The organism is Stenotrophomonas maltophilia group sp. LNF247, assembly GCF_054083135.1.
The window spans coordinates 60,406-78,953 of record NZ_JBSRQL010000005.1 but is presented as its reverse complement, the minus strand read 5'-3'; the positions used below and the strand labels follow the sequence as shown (position 1 = coordinate 78,953).

14 protein-coding genes are annotated in these 18,548 nt (G+C 66.5%); 2 read left to right on the top strand and 12 right to left on the bottom strand.

Annotated elements, in window-relative coordinates; translation table 11 throughout:
- Nucleotides 1–334: 334 nt before the first annotated feature.
- From guaA to ndk, 12 genes are all read right to left on the bottom strand, one after another.
- Nucleotides 335–1,900, bottom strand: coding sequence for a glutamine-hydrolyzing GMP synthase (guaA, locus tag ACTXG9_RS07040; RefSeq protein WP_019661318.1), 1,566 nt, complete (start codon nt 1,898–1,900; stop codon nt 335–337).
- Nucleotides 1,901–2,003: 103 nt separating this feature from the next.
- Nucleotides 2,004–3,461, bottom strand: coding sequence for an IMP dehydrogenase (gene guaB / locus ACTXG9_RS07035; RefSeq protein ID WP_032958143.1), 1,458 nt, complete (start codon nt 3,459–3,461; stop codon nt 2,004–2,006).
- A gap of 352 nt (nt 3,462–3,813) precedes the next feature.
- Complete coding sequence (gene folD, locus ACTXG9_RS07030; protein ID WP_005416247.1) at nt 3,814–4,692, bottom strand: bifunctional methylenetetrahydrofolate dehydrogenase/methenyltetrahydrofolate cyclohydrolase FolD; 879 nt, start codon at nt 4,690–4,692, stop codon at nt 3,814–3,816.
- Nucleotides 4,693–4,911: 219 nt separating this feature from the next.
- A complete protein-coding gene (locus ACTXG9_RS07025; RefSeq protein ID WP_456115592.1) occupies nt 4,912–6,744 on the bottom strand; it encodes a monovalent cation:proton antiporter-2 (CPA2) family protein in 1,833 nt (610 codons plus the stop codon).
- A 368-nt stretch (nt 6,745–7,112) separates the two neighbouring features.
- On the bottom strand, nt 7,113–8,249 hold the full coding sequence (gene moeB / locus ACTXG9_RS07020) for a molybdopterin-synthase adenylyltransferase MoeB (RefSeq protein ID WP_456115591.1): 1,137 nt from the start codon (nt 8,247–8,249) through the stop codon (nt 7,113–7,115).
- Between the two features lie 232 nt (nt 8,250–8,481).
- Nucleotides 8,482–9,879 carry a ribosome biogenesis GTPase Der gene (gene der, locus ACTXG9_RS07015; RefSeq protein ID WP_164145458.1) on the bottom strand — a complete coding sequence of 466 codons (1,398 nt, stop codon included), beginning with the start codon at nt 9,877–9,879 and terminating at the stop codon, nt 8,482–8,484.
- A 15-nt stretch (nt 9,880–9,894) separates the two neighbouring features.
- Nucleotides 9,895–11,103, bottom strand: coding sequence for an outer membrane protein assembly factor BamB (gene bamB / locus ACTXG9_RS07010; protein ID WP_019661311.1), 1,209 nt, complete (start codon nt 11,101–11,103; stop codon nt 9,895–9,897).
- Nucleotides 11,103–11,741: a YfgM family protein gene (locus ACTXG9_RS07005; RefSeq protein ID WP_019661310.1), complete on the bottom strand. Its 639-nt coding sequence runs from the start codon at nt 11,739–11,741 to the stop codon at nt 11,103–11,105. Before ACTXG9_RS07005 ends, bamB begins: the two co-directional genes overlap by 1 nt.
- Before the next feature lie 65 nt (nt 11,742–11,806).
- The gene (locus ACTXG9_RS07000) at nt 11,807–12,679 is read right to left on the bottom strand and encodes a helix-turn-helix domain-containing protein (protein ID WP_456115590.1); all 873 of its coding nucleotides are present in this window, start codon (nt 12,677–12,679) and stop codon (nt 11,807–11,809) included.
- A gap of 18 nt (nt 12,680–12,697) precedes the next feature.
- Entirely contained in the window at nt 12,698–13,483 is a 786-nt protein-coding gene (pilW, locus tag ACTXG9_RS06995; RefSeq protein ID WP_111103163.1) for a type IV pilus biogenesis/stability protein PilW, read from the bottom strand.
- On the bottom strand, nt 13,470–14,675 hold the full coding sequence (gene rlmN, locus ACTXG9_RS06990; protein ID WP_111103165.1) for a 23S rRNA (adenine(2503)-C(2))-methyltransferase RlmN: 1,206 nt from the start codon (nt 14,673–14,675) through the stop codon (nt 13,470–13,472). The genes pilW and rlmN overlap by 14 nt, the downstream gene beginning before the upstream one ends.
- Nucleotides 14,676–14,685: 10 nt before the next feature.
- Nucleotides 14,686–15,111: a nucleoside-diphosphate kinase gene (ndk, locus tag ACTXG9_RS06985; RefSeq protein ID WP_005409295.1), complete on the bottom strand. Its 426-nt coding sequence runs from the start codon at nt 15,109–15,111 to the stop codon at nt 14,686–14,688.
- A gap of 346 nt (nt 15,112–15,457) precedes the next feature.
- Between ndk and ACTXG9_RS06980 the strand changes: the two genes are divergently transcribed.
- Entirely contained in the window at nt 15,458–16,111 is a 654-nt protein-coding gene (locus tag ACTXG9_RS06980; RefSeq protein WP_049453251.1) for a TetR/AcrR family transcriptional regulator, read from the top strand.
- Nucleotides 16,112–16,150: 39 nt separating this feature from the next.
- On the top strand, nt 16,151–18,523 hold the full coding sequence (locus ACTXG9_RS06975) for a 3-hydroxyacyl-CoA dehydrogenase/enoyl-CoA hydratase family protein (protein ID WP_021202919.1): 2,373 nt from the start codon (nt 16,151–16,153) through the stop codon (nt 18,521–18,523).
- The last annotated feature ends 25 nt before the right edge of the window (nt 18,524–18,548 follow it).

Below are 18,548 nucleotides of genomic sequence, written 5' to 3'. Positions count from 1 at the left end.
CTTGCTCGTGGGTTGTCAAAGAACGTGAAGTTCCACGAGCTTTCGGTACAACTCATAGGAGCTGGCTCAAAGCTCTTGTCCCATCGAGGAAATATACTCACTGCCGACTCCATCCATGGAACCAAGTACCTGTAGGCGCGCGCCCCAACCAACTAACAGTCGACCCCTGGTACGGTCATACGAAGTATCCACCAAGCAAATGGCGGGCTTCCCCCTGATACAGCCCGATACTAGGGCGGCTGGATCCGGCTAACAAGCCCACTTGAAGTCGAACCTAGCTCTATCTGACACCACAAACAACAAGGGCGCCTCTCGGCGCCCTCGTTCTTTCAACTCATTCCCACTCAATAGTCGCAGGCGGCTTCCCCGAGATGTCATAAACCACCCTCGACACCCCCCGCAGCTCATTGATGATCCGGTTGCTCACCGTACCCAGGAACTCATACGGCAGATGCGCCCAATGCGCCGTCATGAAATCAATCGTCTCCACGGCCCGCAGCGCAATCACCCACTCATAAGCCCGCGCGTCACCCACCACGCCCACCGACTTCACCGGCAGGAACACGGCAAACGCCTGGCTGGTCTTGTCGTACAGATCGGCCTTGCGCAGCTCATCAATGAAGATGGCATCGGCCTTGGCCAGCAGCTCGGCGTATTCGCGCTTCACTTCGCCCAGGATACGCACGCCCAGGCCCGGGCCCGGGAACGGATGGCGGTAGACCATGGTGCGCGGCAGGCCAAGCTCGACGCCCAGGCGGCGCACTTCGTCCTTGAACAGTTCGCGCAGTGGTTCCACCAGGCCCAGCTTCATGTGCTCCGGCAGGCCGCCCACGTTGTGGTGGCTCTTGATCACGTGTGCCTTGCCGGTCTTGCTGCCAGCCGACTCGATCACGTCCGGGTAGATGGTGCCCTGTGCCAGCCACTTGGCGTTCTTCAGCTTGCTCGACTCTTCGTCGAAGATCTCAACGAACAGGTTGCCGATGATCTTGCGCTTGGCTTCCGGGTCGCTCACGCCTTCCAGTGCGGCGAAGTAACGGTCAGCGGCGTTCACGCGCACCACCTTCACGCCCATGTGCTCGGCGAACATCGCCATCACCTGGTCGCCTTCCTGCCAGCGCAGCAGGCCGGTATCCACGAACACGCAGGTCAGCTTCTCGCCGATGGCCTTGTGCAGCAGCGCGGCCACGACCGATGAATCGACGCCACCGGACAGGCCCAGGATCACTTCGTCATCGCCCACCTGTTCGCGCACGCGGGCGATCTGGTCGTCGATGATGTTGGCGGCGGTCCACAGGGTCTGGCAGCCACACACATCCACCACGAAGCGGCGCAGCAGCGCCTGGCCCTGCAGGGTGTGGGTCACTTCCGGGTGGAACTGCACGCCGTACCAGCGCTTTTCTTCGTTGGCCATGGCGGCCACCGGAATGCGGTCGGTGGTGGCGGTGATGGTGAAGCCAGGCGGCGCAACAGAGACGTGGTCGCCGTGGCTCATCCAGACATTCAGCTTCGGCTCGCCGCCGTGGTCGCTCAGGCCCTTGAACAGTGCATCGGGGTTGATCACGTTCACTTCGGCGTGGCCGAATTCGCGCTGGTCAGCCGCTTCGGTGGCACCGCCCAGCTGCGCGGCCAGGGTCTGCATGCCGTAGCAGATGCCGAAGATCGGCAGGCCGCTGTCGAACACTTCCTGCGGCGCGGCCGGGGCGCCCGGCAGCGTGGTCGATTCCGGGCCACCGGACAGGATGATGCCCTTGGCGCCAAACGCGGCGATCTCGGCCGGGTTGTGGTCCCACGCCCAGATTTCGCAGTAGACGCCCAGCTCGCGGATGCGGCGGGCGATCAGCTGCGTGTACTGCGCGCCGAAATCGAGGATGAGGATCTTGTCGTTATGGATGTTGGTCATGGCGCCCCGGCAATGCAGTAGGGAAAACGAAATCAGATTTACGGCGGCAGATGGAGAAAGAGGAACGGGAAGTGCTTCCCCGTTCCTCTTTGCTCGGCCCGCGTCAGGCGCGGTAGTTCGGCGGCTCTTTGGTGATCGTCACGTCGTGGACGTGGCTCTCACGCTGGCCGGCGCCGCTGATCTTCACGAACTTGGGCTTGCTGCGCATCTCGTCGATGGTGGCGCAGCCCACGTAGCCCATGGTGGCGCGCAGGCCGCCCATCAGCTGGTGGATGATGCCGCCCACCGGGCCGCGGTACGGCACGCGGCCTTCGATGCCTTCCGGCACCAGCTTGTCGGCGGTGGCGGCGTCCTGGAAGTAGCGGTCCTTCGACCCCTTCTCCATGGCAGCCAGCGAACCCATGCCGCGGTAGCTCTTGTAGGAACGGCCCTGGTACAGCTCGGTCTCGCCCGGCGATTCCTCGGTACCGGCCAGCAGGCCGCCGACCATGATGGTCGAGGCACCGGCGGCCAGCGCCTTGCCGATGTCGCCCGAGTAGCGGATGCCACCGTCGGCGATCAGCGGGATGCGGTCCTGCAGCGCTTCGGCCACCAGGTCGATGGCGGTGACCTGCGGCACGCCGACGCCGGCGACGACGCGGGTGGTGCAGATCGAGCCCGGGCCGATGCCGACCTTGACCGCGTCCGCGCCGCTGTCCAGCAGCGCCAGTGCGGCTTCGCCGGTGCAGATGTTGCCACCGATGACCTGCACGTTCGGGAAGTTCTTCTTGACCCAGCTGACGCGGTCCAGCACGCCCTGCGAGTGGCCGTGCGCGGTATCGACCACGATCACGTCCACGCCGGCGGCGACCAGCGCTTCCACGCGGCGGTCGGTATCGCCACCCACGCCGACCGCAGCGCCGACCAGCAGGCGGGTCGACAGATCCTTGGCAGCGTTCGGGAAGTCGGTGTTCTTCTGGATGTCCTTGACGGTGATCAGGCCACGCAGTTCGAACGAGTCATTGACCACCAGCACCTTTTCGATGCGGTTGCGGTGCAGCAGCTGCAGCACTTCATCAGACGCGGCGCCTTCCTTGACCGTGATCAGGCGATCCTTCTTGGTCATGATGTGGCGGACCGGATCGTCCAGCTCGGTCTCGAAGCGCATGTCGCGATGGGTCACGATGCCGGCCAACTGGCCGTCGCTGCCCACCACCGGCACGCCGGAGATGTTGTGCGCCTGGGTCAGGGCCAGCACGTCGCGGATGGTGGTTTCCGGGCCGACGGTGATCGGGTCGCGGATGACACCGGCCTCGAACTTCTTGACCTTGGCCACTTCCGCGGCCTGCTGTTCCAGGCTGAGATTCTTGTGGATGATGCCCATGCCGCCGAGCTGGGCCATGGCAATGGCCAGGCGGGCTTCGGTGACGGTATCCATGGCGGCGGACAGGATCGGAAGCTTCAGCTTCAGGTCTCGGGTCAACCGCGTTTCGAGGTTGACGTCCTTGGGCAGGATGGTCGAGTGGGCGGGGACGAGCGAGACGTCGTCGTAAGTGAGTGCTTCAGCCTGGATGCGCAGCATCGGCATACCCGAGATGTGGGGAAGCGCGACATTTTACCCTGTTTTCGCGCCGCGTGGCAGGGGGGAGATGCGACGCAGTGTCGCGCGGGCGGCGATTGGTTCAGGGGGCGGTGAAACCTGCCTCGGTGGGTGCGGACCGTTGGTCCGCACTACCTTCATACACCTGTGCACCGGCATTGTGCCGACCAACGGTCGGCACCCACCTTGACCTTGAGAGGATCACCTGGGCCAGCCCTGGGGCATCTTTGGTAGGTGCGGACCGTTGGTCCGCACTACCCTTCAGACACCTGTGCCCCAGCATTGTGCCGACCAACGGTCGGCACCCACCAACAGCAGATAGCCCCAATTGGGGTCAGCTCAGCGCTTCCGCCGCTTCCAGGGTGTTCTGCATCAGCGTGGCCACGGTCATCGGGCCCACGCCGCCCGGCACCGGGGTGATCCAGCTGGCCCGCTGGGCGGCCGCTTCAAACCCCACGTCGCCCACCAGCCGGCCGTCATCCAACCGGTTGATACCGACGTCGATCACCACCGCGCCCGGCTTCACCCACTCGCCCGGCACGATGCCCGGGCGGCCCACCGCCACCACCAGGATGTCGGCGTTGCGCACGGCCTGTTCCAGCACGTCCTTGGGGGTGAACTTGTGGCAGCTGGTCACGGTGCAGCCGGCGATCAGCAGCTCCAGGCCCATCGGGCGGCCAACGTGGTTGCTCACGCCCACGATGGTGGCGTTGCGGCCGCGGACCGGCTGGTCGGTGTGGCCCAGCAGCGTGGTGATGCCGCGCGGGGTGCACGGGCGCAGGCCGAACTCGCGCAGGGCCAGGTGGCCGACGTTTTCCGGGTGGAAGCCGTCCACGTCCTTGCGCGGGTCGATGCGCTGGATCAGCCGGCGCGCGTCGGGGATGCCAGGCAGCGGCAGCTGGATCAGGATGCCGTTGATCTTCGGGTCGGCATTGAGCTGGTCGATCAGGTCGAGCAGCTCGGCCTCGGTGGTACCGGCCGGCAGGTCGTAGTCATGCGCCTCGATGCCGACCTTCTCGGCGGCACGGCGCTTGTTGCGCACGTACACGGTCGAGGCCGGGTCGCCACCGACCAGCACCACGGCCAGGCCCGGGCGGCTGCCACCGGCGGCCACGCGGGCGTCGACGCGCACCTTCAGGCTGTCGAGCAGGTCCTCGGCGATACGGCGGCCATCGAGGATGCGGGCAGGATGCGGGGCGGCGGAATCAGTCATCGGAGGCAGGCGTGGGGCGGCGGGGACGCTATTGTCCCTGATTCAGGCCCCCTCGCCCACCGCCACGGCATCGACCGACCCGCCCCTGTAGAGCCGAGCCTGCGCTCGGCTCACGCGCGCAGCGCGGCTTTTTCGCAACCTGACCGAAGAGCGGCCGAGCATGGGCTCGGCTCTACAACCGACCGCCCCGCCCTTGTAGAGCCGAGCCTACGCTCGGCTCTACTCTTCCTCTTCCGGCATATCCTGCGGGTTCAGCGTCTTGCTCTCGCGCTTCGGCGCGGTGAACGGCGTCGGCGTCGGCACGCCCTGGCCGGCGTTGCCAAACACCATCTTGGCGCCGGCATTCAGACCACCACCAGCAATTTCCAACTCGAAACGCTCGGCATCGCGGCGGCGGATCTGCTCGGCAATCTCCACCGCGTCATCCTCATCCGCACCCAGTTCCACCAGCGCGGCCTGGCCGAACAGCACCGCCGATTCAAACGTCTCGCGGATCTGGAAATCGACACCGGCATGGATCAGCCGCAGCGAATGCTCGCGGTCGAACGAGCGCACCATCAGCTTGGCCTGCGGGAACTCGTGCGACACCAGCTCAACAATGCGATCAGCCGCCTCGGCCTTGTCCACGCACACCGCAATCGCACGTGCGGTGGCCGCGCCGGAAGCATGCAGCACATCCAACCGCGTGCCGTCGCCGTAGTAGATCTTGAAACCGAACCGCGCCGCGCTCTGGATCATCTCCACATCGTTGTCGATGATGGTCACGTCCACGTCGCGCGCCAGCAGCGACTGGCTGGCGACCTGGCCGAAGCGGCCGAAGCCGATCAGCAGCACACTGCCGGACAGGCCCTCGGCCTCGTCCACGCCGTCCATGTTCACCGTCGGCTTCGGTGCGATGCGCTTGTAGAGCAGCACCACCAGCGGGGTCAGCGCCATCGACAGCACCACCACGGCGGTGAAGTTGGCATTGATCTCCAGGTTGATCACACCGGCCGATGCCGCGGCGGAGAACAGCACGAAGGCGAACTCGCCGCCCTGTGCCATCAGCACGCCACGGTCCAGCGCCTGCGCGTGGTCGCTGCCCATGATGCGCGCGACCACGTAGATGCACAGCGCCTTGGCTGCCATCAGCGCCAGCACCAGGCCGAGGATCAGCTGCCAGTTGCCAGCCACCACGCCCAGGTCCAGCGCCATGCCCACGCTGAGGAAGAACAGGCCGAGCAGGATGCCGCGGAACGGTTCGATGTCCGCTTCGATCTGGTGGCGGAAGGTCGATTCGCTCAGCAGCACGCCGGCCAGGAACGCGCCCATTGCCATCGACAGGCCGGACAACTGCATCAGCAGCGCCGCACCCAGCACCACCAGCAGCGCGGCGGCGGTCATCACCTCGCGCGCCTTCGATTCGGCCAGCACGCGGAACAGCGGATTGAGTAGGAAGCGGCCGACCAGCACCAGGCCGACGATGGCGCCGACACCGATGGCCACCGACAGCCAGCGCGAACCCTCGCCGTCGGCACTGCCCGCGCTCGGGCCCATCCAGGCTACCAGCGCCAGCAACGGCACGATCAGCAGGTCTTCGAACAGCAGGATGGAGACGATCTTCTGCCCCGACGGCAGCGCGATGTCACCGCGCTCGGCCAGCAGCTGCATCACCACCGCGGTGGAGGTGAGCACGAAGCCGGTGGCGCCGATGAAGGCCACCTGCCACGGGAGGCCGAACAGCTTGGCGATGCTGGTCAACACCAGCGCACAGGTGACGATCTGCAGCGTGCCCAGCCCGAAGATCTCCTTGCGCAGGCTCCACAGGTGCGAGGGCCGCATTTCCAGGCCGATCACGAACAGGAACATCACCACGCCGAGTTCGGCGGTATGCAGGATCGCCTGCGGGTCGGAGAACCAGCCCAGCCCGAACGGTCCGATCGCCAGGCCGGCAGCGAAGTAGCCCAGCACCGAGCCCAGGCCGGCCCGGCGGAACAAAGGCACCATCACCACCGCCGCGCCCAACAGGGCGACGACCTTGACCAGCTCGCTGGTCGCTGCTTCTACCGCCATGCGGTGTTTTCCCCAAGATCCAGAATCGGGTTCAACAATAGAGCAATGCCGATGACGGCAATAGCACGCATGTTGCGCCGGATTGTCTTGGAGGTGGAACGATGCAGGGAGCGACCCCCGGCATCATCCCGAAACCATGCACATGCTTGGGTGGGCGCCATGACCTGTAGAGCCGAGCCCACGCTCGGCTGCTCTTCGTGCCGAGGCCTGAAGCAGCCGAGCACGGGCTCGGCTCTACAGTAGATCCACGCCATGCGTGGATGACGCACGACCGTCATGCCCCAGTAGATGCACGCCATGCGTGGATGACGCACAACCGCCGCGCCCCGGTAGATCCACGCCATGCGTGGATGAATCCCCGGCCAGCTTCACCCACCCCGGCAAAACGCGGCGTAATCGATATACCCCGGGAACGGCACACCCGGCGCGCACACCGGACACTGCGGGTCCGGCCGGATGCCGGTCTCGCGGAAGCGCATGCCCAACGCGTCGAAGCGCAGCAGCCGCCCCACCAGCGGCTCGCCAATACCCAGCAACAGCTTCAGCACCTCGGTGGCCTGCAGGACGCCGGCCAACCCGGGCAGCACGCCCAGCACCCCGGCCTCGGAACAGTTCGGCGCGAACTCCGGCGGCGGCGGTTCCGGGAACAGGCAGCGGTAGCACGGCGCCACGCCACGCTGGCGACCGGCGTCAAACACGCTGACCTGGCCGTCGAAGCGCTCGATGGCGGCATACACCAGCGGCTTGGCGTGCTTGATGCAGGCGTCGTTGAGCAGGTAGCGCAGCGGGAAGTTGTCCGACCCATCCAGCACCACGTCCACGCCCTCCAGCAGCGCATCCACGTTCTCGGACGTGACCCGCTCGGGAACGGGCTCGACGTCGATCGACGGGTTCAACGCCAGCAGCCGCTCGCGCGCCGAATCGACCTTGAGCTGGCCCACGCTGGCTTCGGTATGCACGATCTGCCGGTGCAGGTTGCTGCGTTCCACCCGGTCATGGTCGGCGAAACGCAGGTGCCCTACCCCAGCTGCGGCCAGGTAGAACCCAGCCGGTGCGCCCAGCCCACCCGCGCCCAGCACCAGCACGCGCGACTGCTGCAGCCGGCGCTGGCCGGCCTCGCCCACCTGTGGCAGCAGCAGGTGGCGCGAATAGCGGTCGTAGAAGTCGCGGTCGGCGGCGCTGGCCAGCGGCTGCACCAGCGGCAGCGACTGCTCGCGCCAGGCCACGGTACCGCCGGTCACGGAAGCGACGTGGGTGTAGCCGGCCTGCAGCAGGAACTGCGCAGCATCGGCCGAGCGCTTGCCGCTCTGGCAGATCAGCAGGATCTCCTGGTCGCGCCGCGGCAGATGCGCGGCCGGGTCGGCCTGCAGTTCGCCCTTGGCCACGCCACGCGCGCCCTCGGCCATGCCGCCGGCCCGTTCGTGCGCCTCGCGCACATCGATCAGCACCGCGCCATGGGCCAGGCGCTCGCGTGCCTGTGCGGGGGAAAACTCTTGGATGCTCATGGCCGCATTATCACGCACGTGGCGGCAGGCCGCGTTGACCAGAATCTGTAGAGGCGAGCCCATGCTCGGCTGGCGCGCGTAGCGCGCCTGCGGCAATGCGCGAAAAGCAGCCGAGCGCAGGCTCGGCTCTACAGGTCCACCGCAAGCCTACGGTAGCGCCAGCCCCGCGCCCGGGATCAGATCCCATTTCCCAACAACGAAAAAGGCGGCCCTGCGGCCGCCTTCCCGTGAATCACTTGCCCTTGACGTGCTTCATCAAGCGCCGCTTGGACTTGATCTGCCGCTCGGTGAGGACGTTCTTCTTGCCCTCGTACGGGTTGGTACCCTCGCGGAAGATGAAGCTCACTGGCGTGCCGATCAGCTTGAAGCGCTTGCGGAAGAAGTTCTCCAGGTAGCGCTTGTACGACTCCTGCAGCTCCTTCAGGCGGGTGCCGTGCACGATGAAGGTCGGCGGGTTGGAACCGGCCGGGTGCACGTAGCGCAGCTTGGAGACGTGGCCGCGGATGGTCGGCGGCGGGTTGGTCTCGTAGGCCACTTCCAAGGCCTTGTTCACTTCGCTGGTGGTGAAGGTCTTGTTGGCCGATTCGTGCGCACGGTGCACCGCGCGGAACAGCTCGCGCAGGCCCGAGCCGTGCTTGGCCGAAATGCGCACCGATTCGGCCCACGGCACGAAGCCCAGCTTCAGCGACAGCATGGTCTCGGCCTGCTCGCGCTGGTACTCGGTCAGGCCATCCCACTTGTTGATGGCGATCACCAACGCGCGGCCGGCGTCGAGCACGGCACCGAGCACGGTGGCGTCCTGGTCGGTCACGCCTTCGGTGGCGTCGAGCATCAGCACGGCCACCTGGCACTGCTCGATCGACTGCATGGTCTTGACCACCGAGAACTTCTCGACGACCTCGTCCACGCGCGAGCGACGGCGCAGGCCGGCGGTATCGATCAGGCGGTACTCGCGACCGTCGCGCTCCAGGTCCACTGCGATCGAGTCGCGGGTGGTGCCCGGCACGTCGGAGGCGATCATGCGCTCCTCGCCGAGGATGCGGTTGACCAGGGTCGACTTGCCCACGTTCGGGCGGCCGACGAAGGCGATGCGGATGCGGTTCGGATCGTTGTCCAGCTCTTCGCCGCTACCTTCTTCCGGCAGGCGCTGGATCACTTCGTCCAGCAGGTCGTCCAGGCCCTGGCGATGCGCGGCCGAGACGGCCAGCATTTCGCCGAAACCGTAGCGGGCGAACTCGGAGCGGACGCTGTCCTCGTCGGTACCGTCGATCTTGTTGATCAGCAGCAACGTCGGGCGCGACAGCTTGCGCAGCCACGCCAGGATCTCGTCGTCCAGCGCCGAGGTGCCCTCGCGGGCATCGACGACGAACAGGATCAGGTCCGCTTCGGCAGCCGCCGCACGCGCCTGGCGGGTGGTGGCACCGGCCAGGCCTTCGTCCTCACCGGCAATACCGCCGGTATCCACGACGAGGAAATGATTGTCCTCGTCGAGGCGGCAGACGCCGTAGTTGCGATCACGGGTGACGCCGGGCTGGTCATGGACCAGGGCGTCACGGGTGCGGGTCAACGCATTGAAAATGGTCGACTTGCCGACATTCGGCCGTCCAACCAGGGCGACCAAAGGCAGCATCGCGAGTACTCCGTATTAATTTGCCAACCGGAAGGCGGTCAGCTTGCCATCCACGTTCTGCACCAGCAGCACCCCGTCTGCGACGACCGGCTGGGCCAGCAGGGCGTCACCGCCACTCTTTGCCCGTGCCGCCATCGCACCATCGGAGGCCTGCAGCCAGTGCACGTATCCCTTGTAGTCGCCGACCACGACGTAGTCGCCATGCAGCGCCGGGCCGGTCAGCGAGCGACGGGCCAGTGCCGTCTGCGACCACATGGCTGCGCCGCTGGCCTTGTCCAGGCCGAACACGCCGCCCTTGTTGTCGGTCACGAACACATTGCCCGACGACACCGCCACGCCACCCGCACCGCCGTGGTCGCGCGCCCACAGCGGGCGACCGGTCGGGCCTTCGATGGCCATGGTCTGGTTCTTGAAGCTGCTCACGAACAGGGTGTTGCCATCCAGCACCGGCGCGCCGTCCACATCGGCCATGCGCTCCAGCTCGGTACGGCCTTCACCGTTGCCCACGTTCTGTTCCCACAGGGTGCGGCCATCCTGCTGGGCCAGGGCGGCAACCGCGCCCTCGTCCTTGCCGATGAACAGCACGCCCGGGCCGGTCACCACCGGTGCGTTGCCACGCACGGTCAGCGCCGGCAGCTCGCTCGGGTTGAACCACTTCTGGGTGCCGTTGCCGGCATCGAACGCAGTGATACGGCCGTCGTTGCTGCGCACGTAGACCGCGCCCTGGGCGATGGCCGGCGCGGCGATGACTTCACCCGGAACACGGGCGCGCCACTTTTCGCTGCCGTCGTTGATGTCCAGCGCGATGACCTGGCCATCGAGCGTGCCGATCACGACCAGGTTCTCACCGACACCCGGGCCACCGGACAGACGCAGCTTGGCCTTCTTCTTTTCCTTCTGCGGCTCCCAGGTCCAGACCTTCTTGCCGGTCTGCAGGTCGATGGCGTGCACGCCACCGGTGATCGCCGCAGCGAACACGTGGCCGTTGGCCACGGCCGGGCCCTGGCGCACGCCGATGCGGCGCTCGCCCTTGCCGAGGTTGACCGACCAGGCCTTGTTGACCTTCAGGGTCGGCTCGAACTTGACCAGCTCAGCCGGTTCCTGTGCCTTCTTCGCGGCCGCGTCCTTGCCGGCGAACCAGCCCTTCATGGTGCTGCAGCCGGTCAGGGCCATGCCCATCAGGAGCACGGTGGCGACGCGGGTGATCATGACCTTCTGACTCATCAAACCGACTCCGCAGGGGCGGCGACGGTGCCGCCGGCGTCCATAACCTTGGTTTCCAGCAGGCGCCGCTGCGGCGCTGCCACGTCCAGCGTCTTCAGCGCCTTCTCGTACTGTGCGCGGGCCTCATCGCGCTTGCCCTGCGCCATCAGCGCATCGCCATGGATTTCCAGGCTGCTGCTGTCGGTGGCGCTGCCCAGCAGCTTGATCGCCTCGTCGCTCTTGCCGGTGGCCACCAGCAGGCGGGCCACGCGCTGGTCGACCACGCGCTGCAGGTCACCTTCAACCTTCACGCCGCGCAGGGTAGCCAGGGCTTCTTCGTTCTTGCCCGCGTCGACCTGGGCCTTGGCCAGCTGCAGCGCCGCCAGGTCGCCGTAGATGCTGGACGGGCCGGCTTCGAGCGCCTTGACCGCCTTGGCGGCGTCGTCAAGCTTGTTCTGCTGCAGGCCAACGAGCGCCTTCTGGTACTCGACATTGGCCGAGGCCAGCTTGCCGCCCTGATCCTTCTGGTACCACTGCCAGCCGGCAATGGCACCGATGGCGATGACCACGCCACCGAGGATGCTGGCGCCATTCTTCCGCAGCCAGCTGCGGACGCGTTCACTTTGTTCGTGCTCGTCGAGCAGATCGTCGATCGCCATGCGTACTCTCGCCCCGCCCATCGGGAGGGACCATTGGAATTAATCGAAGGTGGTGAAACCGCGCCTCAGTGCGAAACCGGGACTACGGAGCCTTCAGAGGATACCTGAAAGCGTGCCACGTTGGCTCGCTGGTAGGGGGTCAGATCGACGATAGCGCCGTTCTGCTGAACCTGGACCGCCGAGGCGTTGCCCAGGGTCACCCGGGTCACCTGGCCCGGCGTGAAGCTGCGGCTCTCGCCGGATTTGATCAGCGCCTTCTCGACAGTGCTGCCGTCCGGGCCGCCGATATCGACCCAGCTGTCGCCACTGAACTGCATGTCCAGCGTATTGGCGGCAGCGGCCGGTGCCGGGGCTGGACGCGGCACCGGGGCCAGCGAGGCCACGTACGGAGTGGCGGCCGGCTTGCTGGCCGGAGCGCTCGCCACGTCCGCCACCGCGGCCGGCTCGACGCCGGCGGCAGAGGGGGTGACCGGCACGGCGGCCGGAATCGCGTCCAGCGAGGCGGTGTTCGGCGACGGCGTCGCACTGCCATCGAAATGACCACGGGTGGCGAACCACACCGGCACTGCCAGCACCGCGGTGATACCGACGTACAGCACGCGACGGCCGAGATTCTCGGCAATGCGGCGCGCACGCGGGGTATGGGTATGGCTGACCAGGGTAGGCGGCACCACCGGGCCGACCTGGGCCTGCTCCAGCAGCTCTCCCACGTCCACGTCCAGAAGCCGCGCATAGCTGCGCAGCTGGCCGCGCACGAACACCGGCGCGCCAAGCTTCTGCCATTGTTCTTCTTCCAGCGACCTGACCACCTGGACCGGCATGCGCAGGCGCGAGCCGACATCTTCGAGGGTCAGTCCGGCCGCCTCGCGGGCCTGGCGCAGGCGGGCGCCGCAGCCGGCCGCAGTCTCGAGAGCGCTCACAGTCTGGTCATCAATCACAATGCATCAACCCTGGAGTTAGGAGCCCGCTTCCTGCGGAAATTCCTGTCGAATCCGCTGAAGATAGCGATCAGATGCCGCCCGATCACCCAGCCGCGCTTCGATTTGAGACGCAAGTTGTAACACGGAACGCGTTGCGGGTGCAGCCGCAATCCTACGTTCGGCGAAGGCCCGGGCCTCCATGAAGCGGCCCTGGCGGAAGCTGAGCTGCGCCATCGCCTCCAGCGCGACCGGGTTTCCCGGCAGCACCGACAGCGCCGCGCGCAGGTCGCCTTCGGCACGTTCAAGTTGGCCAGCGTCCAGTGCACAGCTGCCCGCATTGGCCTGGGATTCGGCCGGTGTGGCGTAGCCCGGCGCCTGCAGCGCTCGATCGAACCACGCCAGCGACTCGGCCGGCCGCCCCTGCTGGCACAGCCACGCCCCGTAATTGTTGAGGATGTCACCGCGCTGCGGCGCCTGTTCGGCCGCCCTGCGGAAGCTCTCGCCCGCTTGCTGGCTCCGGCCACGGCGCTCATCGATGCCGGCCAGCAGCACCAGCGCATCCGGCGAGTCGGGCGCCAGCTTCAGCGCCTCGCGCGCCTTGCGTTCGGCCGCATCCAGGTTGCCGACCTGCATGTCACGGGCAGCCAGCGCCAGCAGATCCTGCAGGCGCACCTGGCGCCGCACGCTGTCCGGATCTCGCACCGAATAGACCGGCGCTTCGCTGGGGCCCAGCTTGGCCTTGGGTTGGGATTTGCAGCCGCCGACCGCAACGGCCAGCACGCCTGTGAGAAGCGCCAGCCAGAGGCGGTCAGGCCGCGGCATCGCTCCCCTTCCCCGCCTGCAGCGTCTTGTTGAACTCCGCCTGGCGGCGGGTGCGGTCCATCACCTGGCCCTTGAGCTGGCCACAGGCGGCGTCGATGTCGTCGCCACGGGTGCGGCGGACCATCGTCAGCACGTTGCTGTCGAGCAGGATCTTCTGGAAGGCGCGGATGTTGGCCTCCTCGGAACGCTCGTAGCGGGTGCCCGGGAACGGATTGAACGGGATCAGGTTGACCTTGCCCGAATCCTTGGCCTGCACCGCGTTGTCGAACTGGCGCATCAGGCGGGCCAGCTCGCGGGCATGCTCGGGCTTGTCGTTGACGCCCTTCATCAGGGTGTATTCAAAGGTGACCGATTCGCGGCGCTTGTTGGCGCGCAGGTAGCGTGCGCACGAGGCCATCAGCTCGGCGATCGGGTACTTCTTGTTGAGCGGCACCAGCGTCTCGCGCAGTGCGTCGTTCGGCGCATGCAGCGACACCGCCAGCGACACGTCGCTTTCGGCAGACAGGCGGTCGATCTGCGGCACCAGGCCGGAGGTCGACAGGGTCACTCGCTTGTTGGCCAGGCCGTAGCCCAGGTCGTCGCGCATCACGCTCATGGCGCGCACGACGTTGTCGAAATTCATCAGCGGCTCGCCCATGCCCATCATCACCACGTTGGTGAGGCGGCGCATCTGGTGCGGCACGTTGCCCAGGTGGCGTGCGGCAACCCACACCTGGCCGATGATCTCGGCGGTGGTCAGGTTACGGTTGAAGCCCTGGGTGGCGGTGGAGCAGAACGTGCAGTTCAGGCCGCAACCGACCTGCGAGGACACGCACAACGTGCCGCGGGTCTTGTCCGGGATGTACACGGTCTCGATGGCGTTCTTGCCATCCACGCCCATCGCCAGCAGCCACTTGTGGGTGCCGTCGGCGGAGGGCTTGTCGAACACGATGTTCGGAACCAGCACCTCGGCATGGGCCTGCAGCTTGGCGCGCAGGACCTTGCCGAGGTCGGTCATTTCATCGAAATCGGTGACGTAGCGATGGTGGATCCACTTCATCACCTGATGGGCACGGAACTTCTTCTCGCCGAGAACCTCGACGAAAAACTTCTCCAGGCCCGCGCGATCGAGGTCGAGCAGGTTCTGCTTGCCAGCCGTGGGTGCCGACTTCGGCAGCGGCTGGATGGCGGGGGACTGTACGACCTCGTTCACGGCATTACTCTCAGCGCGAGACGACTTCGGTGGCGGCGAAGAAGTAGGCGATCTCAATCGCGGCATTCTCGACCGAGTCCGAGCCGTGTGCGGCGTTGGCATCGATGGATTCGGCGAAGTCGGCGCGGATGGTGCCCGGCGCGGCTTCCTTCGGGTTGGTGGCGCCCAGCAGGTCGCGGTGGGCCAGGACGGCGTTCTCGCCTTCCAGGGCCTGGATCATCACCGGGCCGGAGATCATGAACTCGACCAGCGCGTTGAAGAACGGACGCTCGCGGTGCACGGCATAGAAGCCTTCGGCTTCACGGCGCGACAGCTGCTTGTACTTGGCGGCCACGACCTTCAGGCCGGCCTTCTCGAAGCGGGCGTAGATTTCGCCGATGACGTTCTTGGCAACGGCGTCCGGCTTGATGATCGAAAGGGTGCGCTCCAGCGCCATGGGATGTCTCCAATGGAATCGGGCCGCTGATGGCCCGAAGGGTAACATGAAAAAAACCCGCGTCGGGACGCGGGCTTAGCCTGATAAACGTAGGCGAATTGTAAAAGATAACGTGGCCGGGTGGTAGAGGGCCATGTGGCCCTGTTGTAGCGCCGAGCCCATGCTCGGCTGGCCTTTGGGCCGAAGAGCAGCCGAGCGCGGGCTCGGCTCTACAGGTTCAGGTCCACCCATTCACCCACCTGAGTGAAATCTGACCGGAGCGGCCGATTTTGCTGCACTGCAAAATGCCATACGGTACCGTCTGGTCCTAGTATCAAACAATCGTTTGATTAAGGTCTGCCCGCCGATGGCCAAACCCGCCCACTTCTCGACCAAGGACCGGATCCTCGGCGCGGCCGAGGAGCTGTTCGCCCAGCACGGCTTCGCCGGCACCTCGCTGCGCCAGGTGACCAGCCAGGCCGACGTCAACATTGCCGCGGTCAACTACCACTTCGGTTCCAAGGAAAATCTGGTCAATGAGGTCTTCCGCCGCCGCATGGACGAGATGACCGGCGCGCGCCTGGCGCAGCTGGAGCGGGCCCGCAGCGAACACCCCGGCGAACTGCGCCCGGTGCTGGCCGCCTTCGTCGAGCCGGCCCTGGCGCTGGCCCAGGACCGCCAGAACGGCGGCGCCTTCGTGCGCGTGATTGCCCGCGCCTACGCCGAGAAGAACGACAACCTGCGCAAGTTCCTGTCCGACCACTACGGCCACGTGCTGCGTGCGTTCGGCAAGGCCATCGGCGAGTGCGTGCCCGGCCTGAGCAAGGAAGAGCTGTACTGGCGCCTGGACTTCCTGGCCGGCTCGCTCACCTATGCCATGGCCGACTTCGGGCTGATCAAGCGTCCCGCCGGTGTCACCGAAGCGGCGCATCGTGCCCATGCCGCCCACGAACTGATCCATTTCGCCGAAGCCGGGTTCCGCGCCGCCGCACGTGCCAGCGCCCTGCCCGCTTCCCTTTGATTCCACCCAGTAACTGCTGACCAACAAAGGCCCTACACCATGTCCAATTCCCTGCTAGTCCGCCGCGCCGCCGTGCTGGGTGCCGGCGTCATGGGTGCCCAGATCGCCGCCCACCTCACCAACGCCGGCGTCGACACCGTGCTGTTCGACCTGCCTGCGAAGGAAGGTCCGGCCGATGGCATCGTGCTGAAGGCGATCGCCAACCTGGGCAAGCTGAGCCCGGCGCCGCTGGCCAGCAAGTCGCTGGCCGAAGCCATCACCCCGGCCAATTACGACTCCGGCCTGGAGCAGCTGAAGGACTGCGACCTGATCATCGAGGCCATCGCCGAGCGCATGGACTGGAAGCAGGACCTGTACAAGAAGATTGCGCCGTTCGTGGCCGACCACGCGGTGCTGGCCTCCAACACCTCGGGCCTGGGCATCAACAAGCTGGCCGACGTGCTGCCCGAACAGCTGCGCCACCGCTTCTGCGGCGTGCACTTCTTCAACCCGCCGCGCTACATGCACCTGGCCGAGCTGATCCCGGCCACCACCACCGACGCCGCCGTGCTGGAAGGCCTGGAAGAGTTCCTGGTCACCACCCTGGGCAAGGGCGTGGTGTACGCCAAGGACACCCCGAACTTCATCGGCAACCGCATCGGCGTGTTCTCGATCCTGTCCACCATCCACCACACCCAGCAGTTCGGCCTGGGCTTCGATGAAGTGGACGGCCTGACTGGCCCGCTGGTCGGCCGCCCGAAGTCGGCCACCTACCGCACCTCCGACGTGGTCGGCCTGGACACCATGGCCCACGTCATCAAGACCATGGGCGACACCCTGCCGAACGACCCGTGGCATGAATTCTTCAAGTCGCCGAAGTGGCTGGACGCGCTGATTTCCAAGGGCGCGCTGGGCCAGAAGACCGGCGCCGGCATCTTCCGCAAGGTCGGCAAGGACATCGTGGTACTGGATCTGGAGAAGCAGGACTACCGTCCGGCCGACCGCACCGCCGCACCTGAAGTGGTGGAGATCCTGAAGATCAAGAACCCGGCCGAGAAGTTCGCCAAGCTGCGCGAGAGCCAGCACCCGCAGGCGCAGTTCCTGTGGGCGACCTTCCGCGACCTGTTCCACTACAGCGCCTACCACCTGGCCGACATCGCCGAGACCGCGCGCGACGTCGATCTGGCCATCCGCTGGGGTTACGGCTGGTCGCTGGGCCCGTTCGAGACCTGGCAGGCTGCCGGCTGGAAGCAGGTGGCACAGTGGATCGCCGATGACATCGTGGCCGGCAAGAGCATGAGCAGCGCCCCGCTGCCGGATTGGGTGTTCGATGGCCGCGACGGCGTGCACGCCGCCGAAGGCAGCTACAGCCCGTCGCGCAACGCCAAGCTGCCGCGTTCGTCGCTGCCGGTGTACCAGCGCCAGCGCTTCCCGGATCCGCTGCTGGGCGAGCAGTTCGCTCCGGGCGAAACCGTGTTCGAGAACGACGGCCTGCGCATGTGGCACGACGGCGATGGCATCGCGGTGGTCAGTTTCAAGACCAAGATGAACACCGTCTCCGACCAGGTGCTGGACGGCCTGCAGGAATGCGTCAGCCGCGCCGAGAAGGACTTCCAGGGCCTGGTGATCTGGCAGCAGAAGGAACCCTTCTCCGCCGGTGCCGACCTGGCCGGCGCGCTCGGCCTGCTGCAGGCCGGCAAGGTCGACCAGTTCGAGGAAATGGTCGCCAACTTCCAGCGCACCAGCCAGCGCATCAAGTACTCCCTGGTGCCGGTGGTGGCCGCCGTGCGTGGCCTGGCCCTGGGCGGCGGCTGCGAGTTCCAGATGCACAGCGCCAAGACCGTTGCCTTCCTGGAAAGCTACATCGGCCTGGTCGAAGCCGGCGTCGGCCTGCTGCCGGCCGGTGGTGGCCTGAAGGAACTGGCCGTGCGTGCCTCGCAGGCCGCGGGCCCGGGCGGCGACGTGTTCGCCGAACTGAAGAAGACCTTCGAGACCGTGGCGATGGCCAAGGTGTCCAACTCGGCGGTCAACGCCAAGGAGCTGGGCCTGCTGCGCAGCACCGACAAGGTGGTGTTCAACAGCTACGAGGCCCTGCATATCGCCAAGGCCGAAGCACGCGCCCTGGCCGAAGCCGGCTACCGCCCGCCGCTGCCGGCACGCCGCATCCAGGTCGCCGGTGACGTGGGCATCGCCACCTTCAAGATGATGCTGGTCAACATGCTGGAAGGCCGCTTCATCAGCCCGTACGACTACGAGATCGCCGAGCGCATCGCCACCGTGCTGTGCGGCGGCAAGGTCGACCGCGGCACCCTGGTCGACGAAGAGTGGCTGCTGACCCTGGAGCGCAAGCACTTCGTCGAACTGGCCCAGCAGGAAAAGACCCAGGCCCGCATCGCGCACATGCTGAAGACCGGCAAGCCGCTGCGTAACTGATCGCCCATCCCTGCTTCCGGTGGGT

Bases quoted from the DNA above. Each gene is read 5' to 3' on its own strand.
- guaA (WP_019661318.1), bottom strand. From the start codon at position 1,900: ATGACCAACATCCATAACGACAAGATCCTCATCCTCGATTTCGGCGCG.
- guaB (WP_032958143.1), bottom strand. From the start codon at position 3,461: ATGCTGCGCATCCAGGCTGAAGCACTCACTTACGACGACGTCTCGCTC.
- folD (WP_005416247.1), bottom strand. From the start codon at position 4,692: ATGACTGATTCCGCCGCCCCGCATCCTGCCCGCATCCTCGATGGCCGC.
- ACTXG9_RS07025 (WP_456115592.1), bottom strand. From the start codon at position 6,744: ATGGCGGTAGAAGCAGCGACCAGCGAGCTGGTCAAGGTCGTCGCCCTG.
- moeB (WP_456115591.1), bottom strand. From the start codon at position 8,249: ATGAGCATCCAAGAGTTTTCCCCCGCACAGGCACGCGAGCGCCTGGCC.
- der (WP_164145458.1), bottom strand. From the start codon at position 9,879: ATGCTGCCTTTGGTCGCCCTGGTTGGACGGCCGAATGTCGGCAAGTCG.
- bamB (WP_019661311.1), bottom strand. From the start codon at position 11,103: ATGAGTCAGAAGGTCATGATCACCCGCGTCGCCACCGTGCTCCTGATG.
- ACTXG9_RS07005 (WP_019661310.1), bottom strand. From the start codon at position 11,741: ATGGCGATCGACGATCTGCTCGACGAGCACGAACAAAGTGAACGCGTC.
- pilW (WP_111103163.1), bottom strand. From the start codon at position 13,483: ATGCCGCGGCCTGACCGCCTCTGGCTGGCGCTTCTCACAGGCGTGCTG.
- ndk (WP_005409295.1), bottom strand. From the start codon at position 15,111: ATGGCGCTGGAGCGCACCCTTTCGATCATCAAGCCGGACGCCGTTGCC.
- ACTXG9_RS06980 (WP_049453251.1), top strand. From the start codon at position 15,458: ATGGCCAAACCCGCCCACTTCTCGACCAAGGACCGGATCCTCGGCGCG.
- ACTXG9_RS06975 (WP_021202919.1), top strand. From the start codon at position 16,151: ATGTCCAATTCCCTGCTAGTCCGCCGCGCCGCCGTGCTGGGTGCCGGC.